The sequence below is a fragment of the Actinomadura syzygii genome (genome assembly GCF_008085905.1).
Classification (GTDB): domain Bacteria; phylum Actinomycetota; class Actinomycetes; order Streptosporangiales; family Streptosporangiaceae; genus Spirillospora; species Spirillospora syzygii.
In genome coordinates, this window is sequence record NZ_VSFF01000005.1 from 306,275 (window position 1) to 323,303 (window position 17,029).

Consider the following 17,029-nt stretch of genomic DNA (forward strand, 5'->3'; position numbering starts at 1 on the left):
TTCACCTCGCGACGATCAGGTTCACGTCCCCGAATTCGTGCCAGAGATAGCCTTCCGATAGCGCGGCGGCGTACGTGGCGGCGAGCAGATCTTGGCCAGCAATGGCCGTGAGCATCAGCAGATGCGACGACTTCGGCTCGTGCAGACCGGTGAGGAGGCCGTCCACGGCTCGGACGCCGCTCTTGGGCGTCACGACATGTTCCGTCCACCCTTTGGCGGCTCGAACGTTCCCGGAGCCGTCGACGGATGTTTCCAGGGCGCGGACGGCGGTGGTGCCGACCGCGATCACCCGTCCGCCCCGCTTCCGGACATGTCCGACCAGCGCGGCCGTCGCCTCCGGCACCTCGTAGCGCTCCGCGTACGGCGGCTCGCCCGCCTCCGGTGACGCGACCCCGGTGTGCAGCGTGATCGGCGCGATGTGGACGCCGCCCGACACCAGCCGCGTCACCAGTTCGGGCGTGAACGGGCGGGCGGCGCTCGGCATCTCCGCCCCGCCGGACGACCGGTCGTAGGCGAACGCCGTCTGGTAGGCGGCCGTGGGCCAGTCGCGCCGTACGTACCCATACCGGATCGGCACGCCGTGCCGCCGCAGGTAGGGGACGACCTCCGTGCTCAGCCGCGCCTCCCAGAGCCGCCGGGTGCGCCGTCCGACCAGGGTGAGGGTCGCGCCGCCGGGCAGCGGGATCCATTCGCCCGGCGAACCGCCCGAATAGGGCGCGCTGGCCTTGCCGGTGAGGCGCCGCAGCTCCACCAGCCACAGCCGGTCGTCGTCCGCCGAGGGGACGGGCGTCGAGAAGTGGACGCCGATCCGGTCCAGCCGGACGGCGGCGGGCAGCGTCGCGGACGTGTTGACCACGAGCAGGTCGCCCGGGTCGAGCAGCGCGGGCAGGTCGCGGAACCCGTAGTGGGAGACCTCGCCGGTGGCGCGGCGGGACACGAGGAGGCGGACGCCGTCCCGGCTCCGGCCGCGCGACTCCGGCGGCTCGTGCGCCTCCAGCGCGGGCGGCAGGGTGAACTCGACGGTCATTCCCGCACCTCCAGCCGGAGGGCCGCGAACACGCCGAGCAGGGCGATCGCGGCGAACAGCGTCCCGGCGACGGCGAGGCCCGTGCCGAGCCGCGCGGTCCCGAACCCGGCGACCAGCGCGCCCGCCGCGCCCACCACGAGGGACGAGCCGAGCGTGTCGCCGATCTGCAGCGCGGACGAGTTGACGCCCTGCTCCTCCTCCGGGGACAGGTCGAGCAGCAGGACCGACAGGCTCCCGATCGCGAAGCCCATCCCCGCGCCGCCGATGATCCACGCGGGCGCGGCGAGCCAGCCGGAGATCTGGAGCATGACGGCCGCGGCGGCGATCCCGGCGGTGACGAGGACGGCGCCGAGCAGCGCGTAGAACTCGCGGGGCCGCTGCGAACGGCCCTGGATCTGGGACGCCGCCGACCAGCCGAGCGCGCCGACCGTCAGCACGATCCCTGCCTGCGCCGCGCTGAACCCGTGCAGCCGGGTCAGCGCGAGCGGGATGAAGACGTCCATGCCGAAGAACGAACCGGACAGCAGCCCCCGGACGAGCACGACGCTCGGCAGGCCCCGGCGGAGCCGCATCGTCCCGGCGGGCAGCAGCCGGGGCAGTCCGAACGCGAGGCCCGCGAGCCCGGCGACGGCGGCGACCGCCAGCGTCCAGCCGGGGCGGTCGAGGCCGTAGAGCAGGACGCCCGCGCCCGCCGCGACCGACACGGCGGCCACGTACCGGCCCCGGCCGGGGGTCGGGGCGACGTCCACGGTCCTGATCTCGCGCAGCGCCGGGACGAGCAGCACGGTCGGCGGGACGACCAGCGGCACCAGCCCGAGGAACACCCACCGCCACCCGACGTGCTCGGCGACGACGCCGCCGACCGCCGGCCCGATCAGCGACGGCAGCACCCACGCCGCCGACAGCGCCGCGAAAACGCGGGAGCGCATCTCCTCCGGGTACACGCGGGCGATCACGACGTACAGCGCGACGAGCGAGACGCCCGTCCCGAGGCCCTGCACGGCGCGCCCGGCGACGAACAGCCACATGGACGGCGCCGCGCCCGCGACGATCAGCCCGACGACGAACGTCCCGAGCCCGGCGAGCAGCGGCTGCACGGGCCCGGACCGGTCCACCCAGCCGCCCGCGAGCACCGTCGACAGCAGGCTCATGATCAGTGTGGCGCTGAAACCCCACGCGTAGAGGGAAAGGCCGTTCAGGTCGTCGGTGACGACCGGCATGACCGTTCCGACCGCCATGCTCTCGAAGGCCAGCAGCGTGACGACCAGGACGATCCCGAACGTCGCGCCCCGGTACCCGGCCCGCAGCACGCCGCCCGCGGGGATCGTCTTCCGCTCATGCTCCAGCACGGTGGTCATCTTGCACCGGCCAGGTCAGCGGCCCGAATCATGGTGGGGGGACGACCCCCCACGCCCCCCGGAACGACCCGGTACCGGCCACTGGGAAGGTGCTCGGCGACGAGGCGGAGCAGCGCGGCGGCGGCCTCCTTGGGCGGCGGCGCGGCGTCGGCGTCCTCCCCGGCGGCGCGGAGCATCGCGGTGTTCATCTCGCCCGGATCGGCCCACCAGACGGCGACGTCCGGCTCCTCCGCGGCGAGGACGTTCGAGAGCTGCTCCAGCGCGGCCTTCGACGCTCCGTAGCCGCCCCACGTCGCGTAGTCCTCGACGGCCGCGTCCGAGCTGATGTTGAGGACCGCGCCGCGCCGCCCCCGCAGGCGCGGCAGCACGTCCTGGATCAGCGCCAGCGGTGCGAGGACGTTCGTGGCGAACGTGGCCGCGAGGTCGGCGACGGGCAGGTCCGCGAGCCGGGGCAGCGGCGTCGGGCCGAGCGTGCTCGCGTTGTTGACGAGCAGGTCGATCCCGCTTCCGGCCGCCTGGACGAGCGCGGCGCGGTGGGCCGGATCGGTGACGTCCCCGGGGATCGCGGTGACGTCGCCTTCGATCTCGCCGAGGGCGGCCTTGAGCGCGTCCGCGTCGCGGGCGTCGGCGACGACGCGCCAGCCGTCCCGGGCCAGCGTCCGGGCGAGCGCCAGGCCGAGCCCGCGGGACGCCCCGGTGATCAGGGCCGTCCTGGCGGACGGGGTGTCGGAGAGGGCGGTGTTCATGCCCTCGACGCTAGGAAACGGAGGCGTCCGCGGCATCGGCCGACGGGCCCCGGCGGCGGTGGTCAGATGGTCCTAGGACCCGCGTCCCGGACGAGCGGACGGTCCCGTCCGCGCGCGTCCTCCCCGGGGCTGATTCGAGAAGGCCCCTACAGAGAGTACGGTCTTCACATGCGGGCGCCGGAAGGGCGCGCGGCCAGCGGAGACGAGAGGCCGGATGGAGACGGGCGACGGCTGCGGCGGCGGTGAGCAGGGCGCGACCCTGCACGCCGTCAGTTCGGCCGTGCTCGCGGTCACCCGCCACCTGTCCGTGCACGAGGTGCTGCAGGTGATCGTCCGGGCGGCGGCGCAGCTGCTGGACGCCCGCTACGCCGCGCTCGGCGTGCCCGACGACGAGGGCTCCTTCGCCGAGTTCGTCGTCGAGGGCGTCTCCGACGAGGAGTGGGAGCGGATCGGTCCACTGCCCCGCCAGCACGGGATGCTCGCCGCGATGCTCAAGGGCGACACGCCGAAGCGGCTCGCCGACATCCGCCGGGAGCCCGAGTTCGAGGGGTGGCCGGTCGCGCATCCCGTCCTGAAGGACTTCATCGGCGTCCCGATCCGCGACGCGGAGGACGTCCTCGGCATCGTCTTCCTCGCCAACAAGCGGACCCCGGGCGGCTTCACCCAGGACGACGAGGACGTCCTCACCCTGTTCGCCGCGCACGCCGCGATCGCCGTGACGAACGCTCGCCTGTACGAGCACAACCGGGAGCTGACCGTCGTCGCGGAGCGCAACCGGATGGCGCGCGAGCTGCACGACGCCGTCGCGCAGAAGCTGTTCTCGCTGCGGCTGACCGCGCGGACCGCGTCCGCGCTGGCCGAACGCGACCCGGCGCGGACCATCCGCGAGCTGGAGCAGGTGGAGCGGCTCGCGGCGGAGGCGCTCGCGGAGCTGCGCGCCGTGATCTTCGAGCTGCGCCCGGCCGACCTCGCCGACGGGCTGGTGTCCTCGCTGCGCAAGCACGTCGAGGTGCTCGACCGGGCGCACGAGGCCGAGGTGCGGATCGCGGCCGACGAGGCCGTCGTCCTGCCGGAGGAGCACGAGGCCGTCGCGTTCCGCATCACGCAGGAGGCCCTCTACAACGCGCTCCGGCACGCCAAGGCCCGGACGGTCGAGGTCCGCCTCGGCACCGCGGACGGGCAGGCCGTGCTGGAGGTCGCCGACGACGGCACGGGCTTCGACCCGGCCGACACGGCGGAGCCGCAGAACGGGCTCGGCCTCGCGTCCATGCGCGACCGGGCGTACTCGATCGGCGGCGACCTCACCATCGACGCCGCGCCCGGACGCGGCACGACCGTCCGGCTGGAGGTGCCGCTGTGACCGCCGACGGCCGCGCCCCCGCGGGCGGGGACGTTCCCCCGCACCTCAGAGGGAAGGCGCCGATCAGGGTGCTCATCGCCGACGACCATCCGGTCGTCCGGCAGGGGCTGCGCACGTTCCTCGGCATCCAGGACGACATCGACGTCGTCGGGGAGGCAGCGGACGGCACATCGGCCGTGACACTGGCCGAATCCCTGGAGCCCGATATCGTGCTCATGGACCTCAAGATGCCCGGCGCCGACGGCCTGACCGCGCTGACGGAGCTGCGGGCTCGTGGGGTGGCGGCACGGGTCCTCGTCCTGACCAGCGTCACGGAGCGCGGGCACGTGCTCCCGGCGGTGCGGGCGGGCGCCGCCGGGTACCTGTACAAGGACGTCGACCCGCAGGCGCTCGTCCAGGCGATCCGCGCCGTGCACGACGGGCACGTCCTGTTCGCGCCCGACGCGGCCGAGGCGATGGTGCGGTCCGGGACGGCCGGCGGCCCCGGCCAGGGTGACGACCGCGGCCTCGCCGCGCTGACCGAACGGGAACGGGAGGTGCTCGTGCACATAGCGCGGGGCAGGTCCAACCGGGAGATCGCACGCGCGCTCGTGGTGTCCGAGAAGACGGTCAAGACGCACGTCAGTAATCTGCTCATGAAACTGGGAGTCCAGGATCGGACGCAGGCGGCCCTGTACGCCGTCCGGCACGGCGTCGACTCCTCCGGCGACGACGGCACGGCCGGGTTCGCCGGGGAAATCGGCAGGGCCGACGTCCGCGACTGAAACAAAACTCCTCTGACAGGATCGTCATCGAAATTGGTATGAACGTAGCAATCAGATACGCGGCCGGAAGCGACATCGGCTGCAACCGAGAGAACAACGAGGACTCGGGATACGCCGGCGCGCGGCTGATCGCGGTCGCCGACGGCATGGGCGGCTACGCGGGCGGCGAGGTCGCGAGCTCGACGGTCATCGGGTCCCTCCGCTCGCTCGACGCCGACGCCCGCCAGGGCGACGACCTCGTCGACATGCTGGGCCGCGCCGTCGCCGAGGCCAACGAGAAGCTGCGCATCGTCCGGGAGGAACGTCCCGACCTGAGCAGGATGGGCACGACGCTGACCGCCATGCTGTGGTCCGGCGAGTCCGTCGCGCTCGCGCACGTCGGCGACTCGCGCGGCTACCTGCTGCGCGACGGCGAGCTGTTCCAGATGACGCAGGACCACACGATGGACGAGCTGCTCAAGGCGGAGGCCGAACAGGCGGGCCAGCAGGCCGACCCCGCCGAGACGTCCCGGCTGTCGCACGTCCTGTACCGGGTGCTGGACGGGCGCGAGGACCGCGAGCCCGACCTGCGGCTGCGCGAGGCCCGCCTCGGCGACCGCTACCTGCTCTGCTCGGACGGCCTGTCCGGTCCCGTCGACGCCCAGCGCATCTACGAGATCCTGTCCGCCGAGGCGGACCCGCGGCGCGCCGTCGACCGGCTGATCGCGCAGGCCCGCGACAACGGCGGGCCGGACAACATCACCGCCGTCATCGCCGACGTCGTCGAGGCCGAGCACGCCCGCGGCGCGGAGCCCCCCGTCGTGGTCGGCGCCGCCGCCCAAGCCTGACCGGGCACCGCACGAGTCCGGCCGTCCGCGTCCCGGCCGGACCCTCCTTCACGTGTTGCGCGCGCATGCCCCCGTGTGACTTCGGCGCGTCCCGTCCCGCCCGCGATCCCGTGTTCCGTTCCGGGAGCGCGTCGTCCATTTCGTGACAATCGCCGGGCGAAAGAGTGCCCATGTAGCTGGCGGTTTGTCCTACTCTTACCTTCGAGGCGGTGTCGATGCGTGCGGGGTAACGGTCCGATCGCGGATCGTTGCCCGGACTTGACCCGCCTTGGGGTGGACCCGGTATACGGGTCACTCAGCTTTATTTCTTTCGAGGCGGAGGATCCGTTGGGGGGAGCGCCCGGGGCGGCGGCCACCGGTGCACCGGAAGGTGTGCTCGGCGGGCTCGTCAGCCGGACCCTCACCGCGGCGCGGCACGGACCCCTGGGTGTGGTGCTGCGCGTCGCGGCGATGGCGGCCGCGGCCGTCGGCGCCGCGCTGGTCCACCGACTCGACGACCCCGGCGTGCTCTGTCCCCTACGGGCGCTCACCGGAGTCCCCTGTCCCGTGTGCGGGGGCACCACCGTGTTCATCGAGTTCGGCGGGGGCCGTCCGGCCCAGGCGGCGCTCGCGAACCCCGTGGTCCTCGCCGGCGCGGTCGCGGTCGCGGTCGCGCCCCTCGGGCTGGGACGACGGTGGTGGGCACTCCAGCCGAAGACCCGTGCCTGGATGCTCGGCACCGCCCTCGTGGGGTCGGAGCTGTGGCAGCTCGCCCGGTTCGGCGTTCTGCGGGTTTGAGCCGGAGGACGATCCTCCGACAGACTTGCGGAGCCCTCCGGGTCCGGCGGGCGTCACATAACCACAGGGTCAATCAATAAGGAGCAAGTGTGGGTAACCCCTACGACCCGTACGGCCAGCAGCCGGGCTACGGGCAGCAGCAGCCCGGGTACGGCCAGCAGCCGGGCCAGCCCGGTTACGGCCAGCAGCCGGGCCAGCAGCCCGGGTACGGGCAGCAGCCCCCGGCGCAGCCCGGGTACGGACAGCCCCCGGCGCAGCCGGGCTACGGACAGCCCCCGGCCCAGCCCGGCTACGGGCAGCAGCCGCCCTCCGCCCAGCCCGGCTACGGCGCGCCGCCCCCGGCCGCGCCCGGGTACCAGGAGGTGCACCACCACCACTACGGCGGCGGCGGGCAGCTCGCCGAGTGGGGGTCGCGCGCCGGCGGCTACATCATCGACTACCTCATCTTCATGGCGCCGTTCTGGGTGCTGTACTTCATCGGCGGCCTGCTCGCGAGCTCCGGCAGCGGCGGCGCGGCGGCGATCGGCATCCTGTTCTACCTCATCGGCTTCGCCCTGATGATCGGCGCCGGCCTGTGGATCTGCTACCAGGAGGGCACCACCGGGCAGTCCATCGGCAAGCGGCAGCTGGGCATCCGGCTCGTCAGCGCGCAGACCGGGCAGCCGATCGGGTTCGGCATGGCGATCGCCCGCAAGTTCGCGCACATCGCCGACAGCTTCCTGTGCTACATCGGCTTCCTCTGGCCGCTGTGGGACGAGCGCAAGCAGACCTTCGCCGACAAGATCTGCAGCACCATCGTCGTCCGCACCTGATCACCGGGCTCGCGGCAGCGCGGGGCGTCCCCTTCGGGGGCGCCCCGTTCTCGTTCTACGGGACGAGTTCTATGGGACGGGTGCTACGGGACGGGGTCGAAGGCGCTGTTGCAGGCCGCCACGAGCGCCCGGCGGACGGCCCGGTCGAGCAGCCGGAGCGCCTCGCCGCGGCGCCGCATCTGGTCGGCGCCGAGCCCGCGGTCGTCCATCCGGCGGGCGAGGTCGACGACGAGGGACAGCCGGACGGCGAGCGCCGCCACGCGGTGCGCGCGGGGCGGGTAGCCGGGGGCGAGCGGATGGTCGCCGCGGTCCGGGTCGCGCAGCGCGGCGAGCGCGTCCGCGATCTCGGGCGGGACGCCCGCGAAGTCGTCGACCGTGAGGAGCGCCTCGGTCGCGTCCCGCATGGCGAGGGCGAGCTGCCGGTCGGCGTCGGCGAGGGACGGCACGTCCGGCTCGGCCCGGGCCGCCTCGCAGGCCGTCCAGCAGATCCCGACGTAGGACGATCCGCGCAGGTCGTCGGCCGGGACGAGGCCGACCGCCCGGTCGCCGAACACCGCGACGACGGCGGTGCCCGCGTCGATCGCGGCGCGGTTGAACGCGGCCGGGCCGGTGAGCCCGAGCGGGTCGCCCGGCTCCGGCAGGGCCAGCCGCAGCGCGGTCATCCCGGCGACCCGCAGGTCGCCGAGCGCGCCGCGGAGCGGCGCCTCGGCCGGTCCGTGTCCGTTCGATGAGGCGCCGCGCAGGATCTGCGGGCCCGCGGTCTTCTCGACCGCGTCGACCGCCTCGTCCAGGCCGACGTGTCCGGTCAGCCAGGCATTGCCCCAGGCGGCCAGCGCGGTCGCAGCGTCCTTGCTCATTGCCGTCCCCAACACTCCCTGATGGGCATGCGATCCACCATAAGCGCTCCGATCGCCCTCGCAGCAGCGCGTAACGAACCTCTCGCGCCGGAGCGGGCCGCGCGGAGGGGTCCAGGGGCGGTGGTTTCTCGGTGGGGAGCCGGGGATCCGCGGCCGTCCCCCATCGCATAAGTTCTCTTCTGAGGATCCGGGACCACGGAGGGACGAAGGCGCGCGATGACCGGCGAGGTGCTTCAACTCCGCGGAGTCGGGGTCAGGCGCGGCGGGGCCAACCTGCTGCGCGACGTGACGTGGACGGTGAACGAGGGCGACCGCTGGGTCATCGTCGGACCCAACGGGGCGGGCAAGACGACCCTGCTCCAGATCGCCGCCGCGATGATGCACCCCACCGAGGGCTCCGTCCGGATCCTGGAGGAGGAGCTCGGCCGGACGGACGTGTTCGAGCTGCGTCCGCGCATCGGCCTCGCCAGCTCGTCCCTCGCGGAGAAGGTGCCGACCGGGGAGACGGTCATCGACCTGGTGCTGACCGCCTCGTACGCGATCCTCGGCCGCTGGCAGGAGGAGTACGACTCCACGGACGTCGGCCGCGCCGTCGCGCTGCTCGACGCACTCGGCTGCGCCGACCTGATCCGCCGGACGTTCAGCACGCTCTCCGAGGGGGAGCGCAAGCGCGTCCAGATCGCCCGCGCGCTGATGCCCGACCCGGAGCTGCTGCTGCTGGACGAGCCCGCCGCGGGCCTCGACCTCGGCGGCCGCGAGGACCTCGTCGCCCGCCTCGCCGCCCTCGCCGACGACCCGACCGCGCCGACGATGGCGATGGTCACGCACCACGTCGAGGAGGTCCCCGAGGGCTTCACCCACGCGCTGCTGCTGCGCGGCGGGGAGATCGTCGCGCAGGGCAAGGTGGACGAGGTGTTCACCGCCGAGCACCTGTCCGGCACGTTCGGCCTCCCGCTCGCGGTGGACCGGCAGAACGGGCGCTGGTACGCGAGGTCCGTCCGCTGAGCTCGATCGACGTGCTGGACGCGGCGATCATCTTCGCCGCCGGGATCGCCGCGGGCGGCATCAACACGATCGTCGGCTCGGGTTCGCTGATCACCTTCCCGACCATGGTGGCGCTCGGGTTCCCGCCCGTGGTGGCGAACGTGTCGAACACGATCGGGCTCGTGCCCGGCAGCGCGACCGGCGCCTACGGGTACCGGGAGGAACTGAAGGGGCAGCGCGGACGGCTGATGCGGCTGGTCAGCGCGTCCCTCATCGGCGCGGTGATCGGCGGGCTGCTGCTGCTCGGCCTCCCGGCCGGGGCGTTCGACGTCATCGTGATCGCGCTGATCGTGATCGCGCTGGTGCTGGTGGTGGCGCAGCCCCGGCTGCAGCGGTGGATGCTGCGGCGGCGCGAGGGCGAGCACCGCCCGCACGGCGGCGCCGCGCTGTGGATCGGCGTGCTGCTCACGGGCGTGTATGGCGGCTACTTCGGGGCCGCGCAGGGGATCATCCTCATCGCCCTGCTCGGCATCATGCTGGACGACGACCTCCAGCGGCTGAACGCGGCGAAGAACGTCCTCGCGGCCCTCGTGAACGGGACGGCCGGGATCCTGTTCACGCTCATGTGGCTGTTCTCGGACACGCGCGTCGACTGGTGGGCGGTGCTGATGATCGCGTCCGGCGCGACGGTCGGCGGGTTCCTCGGCGCCCGGGTCGGACGCCGGATCCCGCCGCTGGTGCTGCGCGGCGTGATCGTGGTGGTCGGCCTCGTCGCCATCGTGAATCTCCTGCTGTGACCAGCGGTTTCGGCGCCCCAGTCAGGGTTCGCGGGCGGACGTTCCGGGTATAGGTCGAATATACGTTCGACTATCGGAGGTTCGCGCCGATGAAGGGCGACAGGGTCGAAATCGTCATCGACGCCGGCGGCGAGGGGACGCGGACGTACGAGGTCGTGGCGAGCCGCGCCGGCCGCCGCGTCGACATCGCCACCCGCCGCGGCGTCGTCGAGGTCAGCGAGGTGACCCGCACCGGCACCGCGGTCCGCACGGCCCGCTTCATGGCCAGCCGGGTCCTGGCCCTGGTCGAGTACCCGGTCTCCGACCGCTCCGCCGACACACCCGACTGACCGACGTGCCCGACTGACCGACGTGCCCGACTAGCCGACGTGCCCGACTAGCCGACGTGCCCGCCGGTCGGCCTGCCCGGCGGGCTGGTGGGGTCGGGTGGCCGGCGGGTCAGGGGATCGTGGCGGATCGGCGGGGGCGAAAGGTCGTACCCATCGAGTAATATCGAACATGTATTCGAACGATGGGGTCGGCTCGGAGGGGGTACTCCGGGGCGGCCGCGGACCTTCGACGTAAGGCGGAGATGCCGATGACAGCCTCGCCCGACGTCCTTTCGACCTCCCTTGACGTGATCAGAAGCGCGCAGGCGCGGCGGCGCCCCGTCCTCATGCTGACCGGCGGCGCGGACGGCCGTCCGCGGGTGTGCGTCCCCGACTGGGGCGAGCTGCGCGTGCTCGACGGCCTGCGGCTGCGCGTGGCGGTCTGGCCGGACGACCCGACCGCCGTCCAGTTGGATCGCGGCGAGCCGGTCCTGCTGGTCGTTGCCGACTCGCCGGACGTCCACCTGATCCACGCGACGCCCCGCCGCCTGGCCGACGCCGCCATGGTGTGGGCCCACTACGAACTGACCATCACCTCGGCGCGGATCGCCGAACGAGGCACCGCTCCCTACGCCGACTCCGCCCAGCCCGACGAAGAGGTCCTCGTGGGCACCGTCCTCCGGAGGCGCCCATCGTTCAGTTGACTCGGGGCGTCGTCGGGCGGCGGCGGGCGTTCGGTGAGGCTCGCTAGCCAGGGGTCGGGCGCGGCGACGGCCAGCGTGTTGCGGAGGGCGCGGGCGGCCTGCACCGCCGTGGGACGGCTGGCGGACGTGCCCAGCGTGGGGCGCGGGGTCGTCCGGGTGGAGAAGCGGTCGCCCGCGTGGTGCCAGTGGTGGACGGCGGCGAGCCACGACCGCAGGGCGTCCACGTAGCGGTCGAGGTCTCCGCGGGAGTCCGCGTCCAGGCCGAGTTTGGCGGTGAGGGCGGGCAACCGCTCGGTGGCGATGTGGTCGAAGCGGCGCAGCCGGACGCCCGCCAGGTCGTTCAGCGTGCGGAGCGACTCGGCGCGCGTCTGGCCGAGGAGGCGTTCCAGCGGGAGGGTCGCGGTGCTCAGGCAGCGTTCGAGCTCCACCTCCTTGCGGGCGGAGAACACGTCGTTGAACAGGAGCATGGCGTCCATGGCCGCGTTGTCGAGGGCGCGGAGTTGGCGGCTGGCCGACAGCGCCGGGTGCAGCCGGATGTCGGCGGCCGCCCTGATGAAGGTGAGGTTGAGGGTGTACGCGAACGAGCGCCGCCGCCAGTCGAAGTAGTCCAGCGGCTCGGGGACGCGGCGCTGGTGCAGGTTGAACAGCTCCCACAGGTGGCCTGAGCAGTAGTCGGCCAGGCCGTCGACGCGGTCCGGGAACAGTTCGGCGCTGCGCGGCCACAGGTCGGTCAGGCACCGCTCCAGGATGTTGAGCGGCGGGGGCGCGGGGGCGGCGCGGTCGGCGGGCATGAACGCGGGGAGCCGGGCGAACAGCGTCTCGGCGGCGGCGAGGTCGCCCGGGCCCAGCGGGCGGCCCCGCTTGAACAGCTCGACGACCAGGTCGTCCATGTAGAGGGCGAAGATCAGCCACTGGCCGACCAGCTCCAGCCGGGGCGGCGGCGCGTCCGGGAAGGCGGTGGCGGGGATGTAGGCCAGGTCCTCGGCCGCGAACTGCCGCTCCGTCCAGGCTCCGGAGCCGGGGACGCCGTTCGTGCGCAGCAGGCCCATCCGCCGGGCCCAGTCGGTCGATTTGAGCCCGCACACCTCGACGTGCGGGTTGCGCCGGATCCGGTACGGCATCGCCAGGGGCCGTCCGGCGAAGTGCCCGGCGCGTGCGGTGGACGGACGGTGGGCCCGGCGCGTCCAGTCCACGCGCGGCGGTTCCGCGGCCCCGTACCGGGACGTCGAGCGGTGCCAGCGCAGGTCGCCCGCGATGTGGTCGCGCAGCGCCTGCACGTAGGCGCCGACCGAGGCGACCTCGGCGCACGTCATGCCCTCCCGCGCGGCGAGGCCGGGGAGCTCGTCGCGGACGGTGTCCTCGAGCTGGCCCATCCGCCCGGTGAGCAGGTCCCCGACGAGGTCGGCCGCCTGCTGGCGGGTGTAGCCGAGCCACTCGGCGAGGACGGGGACGACGTTGAACGACGACCCCCTCCGCGCGTCGCGGGCGTGCCGGAACAGGTCGTCGCGCAGGCCGACGACGTCGGCGAAGCTCGTCTCGATCACGCGGAGCGGCCGCGTCCCGGCGAGCCGTTCGGGGACCTCGGCGCGCACGGAGTGCTCGACGAGCCGCGCCGTCCAGAACGGGCCGCCGTGCTCGCGCCGCAGGCCGAGGTACTCCATCGGGTCGAGGACGGCGGGCTCCGGGAACTCCAGCATCCCGGCCGAGGACTCGACCGCGCCGTGGAAGGCGTCCGCGAACCGCCGCCGCCACCCGGCCGACGTCCCCGGCACGGTCCGCACCCACAGATCAGCGAGCCCCCGCTCCACCACCCCCACCTCGACCCCGACACCCTCCGCCTCGGGGTTGAGCGGGGTCAAGGCGCGTAGGCGGGTGGGGTGGAAGGTCGGGGCGCCCTTGGCCGTGGTGAGTCGGTCCGTGTGGTCTTCGATGAACCAGCCGAGGACGTACCACTCGGTGAGGAGCTCCAGTTCGTCCGCGGGGGCGTCCGGGAAGCCGTAGGCGGCGAATCTGGCGAAGTCGATGGCCTCGTAGTCCGCCTCGTCCCAGCGGGACTCGTCGGAGCCGAGGATCCCGATGTCGAGGGCCCACCGCTTCGCGGCGGACCGGGCCCGGGCGTGGTGCGGGTTGAGGCGCGCCGGGTACGGCATCGGGAGCGGCGGGAGGGCGATGGACGTCATGGCCGCCACACTACGAGCGACATATGCACAGAGTCAGTATTCAACTACCATCAGTCACTCTTGCGGGATGTTCTGCTGACCGCAATGGACCTGTGGACCAGCCCCCGAACCCCTAGAAAGGACGGACCTGGACCGTGCCCTCCTCCGTGACGCGAGTCTCGAAGGCGGGCTGCCGGGCGGTCGCGGGCCCGTGCACGACGGCCCCGTCCTGGACGCGGAACGTGCTCCCGTGCCACGGGCAGACGACGCAGACGTCGGCGTTGTCGTCGGTGACGATGCGCCCCTGGTGGAGGGGCCCGGCGAGGTGGCTGCAGCGGTCGGCGAGGACGTGGATCTCGTCGCCGGTACGCAGCACGAACAGGCCGATGTAGCCGAGGCGGCGGTGCACGGGCCAGCCGTCGGGGAGTTCGTCGGCCGCGCAGAGGTCGTGCCAGCCGAGCGTGACGAGGTGGCCGATCTGGTCGGCGTGGCTCGCGCCCGCGGCCTGCCGGAACGCGAGGTGCCCGCCGAGGTAGCCGCCGACGAGGAGGGCGGACAGCCCGGCGTAGCCGAACGCGCGCCCGGCGGCGTCCCGGCCCTGGTAGCGGGCCACCAGGGACGCCGAGTACAGCGTGCTCGCCGTCGCCATCCCGGCGGCGTGGACGAGCCCCACGCGCTGCTGCTCGCGGTGCAGCGACGCCCAGTCGGCGACGCCGGTCAGCACGGTCGGGACGGCGCTCGCCAGCCCGGCCGCGACCAGGGTCCCGGCGGCGCGCCGCGCGCCCGGCATCAGGTCCAGGACGGCGGCGGACATCCAGAAGCCCATCGGCCCGTCGGTCAGCGGCGGATGCGCGGGATGCCCGGCCGGGACGCCGTGCAGGGCGTCCTTGACCGGCCCCGGGCGCAGCACCCGCCGCACGGCCAGGGACAGCCCGCGGACGACCCCGTCGAGGCCCTGGGCCTGCTCCAACCGGTCGGTGACGTCGGCGAGCCGCGCCGGCCCCTCCGGCCGGGACATTCGCCGGAAGATGTTCGTCCTGCGGTTCATGCCCCTCCTCCGCGGCTTGTGCTTGAGACCTCGCATTCGTCCGAGCCCCCTGTCGGACACTAGTCGTCCGCGTTCACCTGCGGCCAGTCATACGTACCTGTAGGCGGCAGGGGCTAAACCACGGGGCCGACGTGTGCTAGGCGCGTGAGCTGCGAGGGCGTCCGCTAACCGGTGGTGACGGCGGTGACGGTGACCGGGACGCCGTTCAGGACGGCGTTGCCCGACAGCGGGTCGATCTCCCGCTCGTCCGTGATCGCGTTGACGTTGACGCCCGCGTGCCGCCGCGCGACCCCGGTCCGCGTCCCGGAGCGGTCGTGCCCCCACCCGTGCGGGAGGCTGACGACGCCGGGCATGAGGGCGTCGGTGGGCTCGGCGACGGCCTCGACGGCGCCCGTCCGGGACGAGACGCGCACCGCGTCCCCCGCGGCGACGCCGAGCCGGGCCGCGTCGGCGGGGTTGAGCAGCAGCGTGCACGTGTTGGAGCCGCCGACCAGCTCGGGGACGTTGTGCAGCCAGCTGTTGTTGGAGCGCAGGTGGCGGCGTCCGATCAGGACCAGCCCGGACGGGACGGGCTCGCGGAGGGCGCGGTGCAGGCGGTCGACGTCGGCGGCGAACGTGGACGGGCACAGCTCGACCCGTCCGGACGTGGTGCAGAGCACCTCGTCCAGGCGCGGTTTGAGGGCGCCGAGGTCGAGGCCGTGCGGGTGCTCGGTGCGGAGCCGGGTGAGCGTGAGCCCGTCCGGGTCGGCGCCGAAGCCGTCCCCGTACGGGCCGAGCCGCAGCATCATGTCGAGCCGCCGCTCGGCGGGCGGCGCGTCGGCGTCGAGCAGTTCGCGCAGCTCGCCGGGCTCGCGGCCGTGCACCGGGGAACCGTCGAGCGCGGCGGCCCGGGCCAGCGCCGACGTGATGATCATGTCGTCGAGCACGGCGGGGTCGGCGTCCGCGCCGGAGGCGAGCACGGCGAGCCGGGCGAGGATGGCGGCCTCGTCCGGGCGGCCGTCCGGGAGCGGGACGGCGGGCGGCGAGTAGCGCGCGTAGTCGCGGACGGCGAGCCCGGTCAGCGCGACGTCGTAGTGCGGCGTCTGCGCGGGGCGCGGCGGCGGCAGGATCACGTGCGCGTGCCGGGTCGTCTCGTTCAGGTACGGGTCGACGCTGACCATGAACTCCAGGCCGCCGAGCGCCCGGTCCAGCCGGACCGAGTTCGGCGCCGACAGCGCCGGGTTCCCGCCGATCGTGATCAGCGCCCTGACCTGGCCCTCGCCGGGCGTGTCCAGCTCGTCGGCGAGGGTCGCGACCGGCAGTTCGCCGTTGACCTCGGGGAGCCCGCGGACGCGGCTGCGCCACCGCCCGGTGGTGAACGGCCGCTTGCGCCGGTACACGGGCGCGTGCGCGGGACGCGGGAACATCGCCCCGCCGGGGCGGTCGAGGTTCCCCGTCAGGACGTTGAGGACGTCCACCAGCCAGCTGTTCAGCGTCCCGTACGGCTGCGTGCAGGTGCCGACGCGCCCGTACACGGCGGCGCGGGGCGCGGCGGCCAGCTCGCGCGCCGTCCGCCGGATCGTCTCCGCCGGGACGCCCGTCATGGACGTGACGCGCTCCGGCGCGAAGTCGACGGTCAGGGCGCGCAGGTCGTCCAGGCCGTTGACGCGCCCGTCGAGATGCTCCGCCGAGACGACCAGATCCTCGGCGAACAGGGTGCGGACCAGCGCCATCAGGAAGAACGCGTCCGTCCCCGGACGGATGAACAGGTGCTCGTCGGCGAGCGCGGCCGTCCGCGTCCGGCGCGGGTCGACGACCACGACCTTCCCGCCGCGCGCCTGGATCGCCTTGAGCCGTCCGGGGAAGTCGGGCGCGGACGCGAGGCTGCCGTTCGACTCCAGCGGGTTCGCGCCGAGCATCAGCAGGTGGCCGGTGCGGTCGAGGTCGGGCACGGGGATCGCGAGCGGGTCGCCGAACATGTGCCCGCACGCGACGTGCTTCGGCATCTGGTCGGCGGTGCTCGCGGTGAACAGGTTGCGGGTGCCGAGCGCCTTCACGATCGCGCCCGCGTACAGCGGACCGGCGATCGAGTGCGCGGCCGGGTTCCCGATGTAGACGGCGACCGCGTCCGCGCCGTGCCGCGCGACGATCCCGGACAGCGCGTCCCGGACGGTCTCGAACGCCGCGTCCCACCCGGCCGCCGTCCGGTCGTCCGCTCCAGGCGCGCGGACGAGGGGTTCGGTGAGCCGGTCCGGGTCGCCGTCGAGAGTGCCGAGCGTGGCGCCCTTGGGGCAGATGAACCCGCGGCTGAACGGATCGTCCCGGTCGCCGCGCACCCGCGTGACCGCGTCCGCGTCGTCGAGTGTCAGCTCCAGCCCGCACATCGCCTCGCAGAGGGGACAGGTGCGGAACGCCGTGCGGTCGCCCATCGAGCACTCCTTGTGAACGTGACCGTCCCCATCATTCCCCGGCTCCGCGGGCCTGGCCACGGTGGGTGACCCGCTGTGTCGTCCGCGTGTGAG

Annotated in this window: 16 protein-coding genes; 9 read left to right on the forward strand and 7 right to left on the reverse strand. The window is 73.7% G+C overall.

All coding sequences use genetic code 11. The features are described from left to right. Position 1: 1 nt before the first annotated feature. The 3 genes from FXF65_RS14045 to FXF65_RS14055 are packed head-to-tail and all read right to left on the reverse strand — an operon-like array spanning position 2 to position 3,131. Complete coding sequence (locus tag FXF65_RS14045) at positions 2–1,027, reverse strand: S-adenosylmethionine:tRNA ribosyltransferase-isomerase (RefSeq protein ID WP_148350349.1); 1,026 nt, start codon at positions 1,025–1,027, stop codon at positions 2–4. Continuing rightward, positions 1,024–2,385: an MFS transporter gene (locus FXF65_RS14050; protein WP_148350350.1), complete on the reverse strand. Its 1,362-nt coding sequence runs from the start codon at positions 2,383–2,385 to the stop codon at positions 1,024–1,026. Before FXF65_RS14050 ends, FXF65_RS14045 begins: the two co-directional genes overlap by 4 nt. Then, entirely contained in the window at positions 2,382–3,131 is a 750-nt protein-coding gene (locus FXF65_RS14055) for an SDR family NAD(P)-dependent oxidoreductase (protein ID WP_148350351.1), read from the reverse strand. The genes FXF65_RS14050 and FXF65_RS14055 overlap by 4 nt, the downstream gene beginning before the upstream one ends. A 214-nt stretch (positions 3,132–3,345) precedes the next feature. On the opposite strand from FXF65_RS14055, the gene FXF65_RS14060 reads away from it, so the two are divergent. From FXF65_RS14060 to FXF65_RS14080, 5 genes are all read left to right on the forward strand, one after another. Further along, a complete protein-coding gene (locus FXF65_RS14060; RefSeq protein ID WP_148350352.1) occupies positions 3,346–4,491 on the forward strand; it encodes a GAF domain-containing sensor histidine kinase in 1,146 nt (381 codons plus the stop codon). Positions 4,492–4,553: 62 nt separating this feature from the next. Next, complete coding sequence (locus FXF65_RS14065; protein WP_148350628.1) at positions 4,554–5,255, forward strand: response regulator; 702 nt, start codon at positions 4,554–4,556, stop codon at positions 5,253–5,255. Positions 5,256–5,293: 38 nt separating this feature from the next. Further along, positions 5,294–6,082, forward strand: coding sequence for a PP2C family protein-serine/threonine phosphatase (locus FXF65_RS14070; protein WP_148350353.1), 789 nt, complete (start codon positions 5,294–5,296; stop codon positions 6,080–6,082). Positions 6,083–6,409: 327 nt separating this feature from the next. After that, positions 6,410–6,859, forward strand: a complete 450-nt coding sequence (locus FXF65_RS14075; RefSeq protein WP_246198614.1) for a DUF2752 domain-containing protein — start codon at positions 6,410–6,412, stop codon at positions 6,857–6,859. An 89-nt stretch (positions 6,860–6,948) separates the two neighbouring features. Further along, positions 6,949–7,671 (forward strand): RDD family protein, encoded by a 723-nt coding sequence (locus FXF65_RS14080; RefSeq protein WP_148350354.1) that lies wholly within the window; start codon positions 6,949–6,951, stop codon positions 7,669–7,671. Between the two features lie 83 nt (positions 7,672–7,754). On the opposite strand, the gene FXF65_RS14085 is transcribed toward FXF65_RS14080, so the two are convergent. Next, positions 7,755–8,528: a hypothetical protein gene (locus tag FXF65_RS14085; RefSeq protein ID WP_148350355.1), complete on the reverse strand. Its 774-nt coding sequence runs from the start codon at positions 8,526–8,528 to the stop codon at positions 7,755–7,757. 216 nt (positions 8,529–8,744) lie between these two features. On the opposite strand from FXF65_RS14085, the gene FXF65_RS14090 reads away from it, so the two are divergent. From FXF65_RS14090 to FXF65_RS14105, 4 genes are all read left to right on the forward strand, one after another. After that, positions 8,745–9,533, forward strand: coding sequence for an ABC transporter ATP-binding protein (locus FXF65_RS14090; protein ID WP_148350356.1), 789 nt, complete (start codon positions 8,745–8,747; stop codon positions 9,531–9,533). Between the two features lie 5 nt (positions 9,534–9,538). Further along, positions 9,539–10,309, forward strand: a complete 771-nt coding sequence (locus FXF65_RS14095; protein ID WP_148350630.1) for a sulfite exporter TauE/SafE family protein — start codon at positions 9,539–9,541, stop codon at positions 10,307–10,309. An 89-nt stretch (positions 10,310–10,398) separates the two neighbouring features. Then, positions 10,399–10,638 carry a hypothetical protein gene (locus FXF65_RS14100; RefSeq protein WP_148350357.1) on the forward strand — a complete coding sequence of 80 codons (240 nt, stop codon included), beginning with the start codon at positions 10,399–10,401 and terminating at the stop codon, positions 10,636–10,638. A 248-nt stretch (positions 10,639–10,886) separates the two neighbouring features. Further along, positions 10,887–11,321 carry a hypothetical protein gene (locus FXF65_RS14105; RefSeq protein ID WP_148350358.1) on the forward strand — a complete coding sequence of 145 codons (435 nt, stop codon included), beginning with the start codon at positions 10,887–10,889 and terminating at the stop codon, positions 11,319–11,321. On the opposite strand, the gene FXF65_RS14110 is transcribed toward FXF65_RS14105, so the two are convergent. From FXF65_RS14110 to FXF65_RS14120, 3 genes are all read right to left on the reverse strand, one after another. Continuing rightward, positions 11,246–13,501 (reverse strand): terpene synthase family protein, encoded by a 2,256-nt coding sequence (locus FXF65_RS14110; protein WP_148350359.1) that lies wholly within the window; start codon positions 13,499–13,501, stop codon positions 11,246–11,248. The two genes, FXF65_RS14105 and FXF65_RS14110, sit on opposite strands and share 76 nt — an antisense overlap. Before the next feature lie 112 nt (positions 13,502–13,613). Next, the gene (locus FXF65_RS14115; RefSeq protein WP_148350360.1) at positions 13,614–14,528 is read right to left on the reverse strand and encodes a Rieske (2Fe-2S) protein; all 915 of its coding nucleotides are present in this window, start codon (positions 14,526–14,528) and stop codon (positions 13,614–13,616) included. Positions 14,529–14,692: 164 nt separating this feature from the next. Continuing rightward, the gene (locus FXF65_RS14120) at positions 14,693–16,936 is read right to left on the reverse strand and encodes a molybdopterin dinucleotide binding domain-containing protein (protein WP_148350361.1); all 2,244 of its coding nucleotides are present in this window, start codon (positions 16,934–16,936) and stop codon (positions 14,693–14,695) included. Between the last annotated feature and the right edge of the window lie 93 nt (positions 16,937–17,029).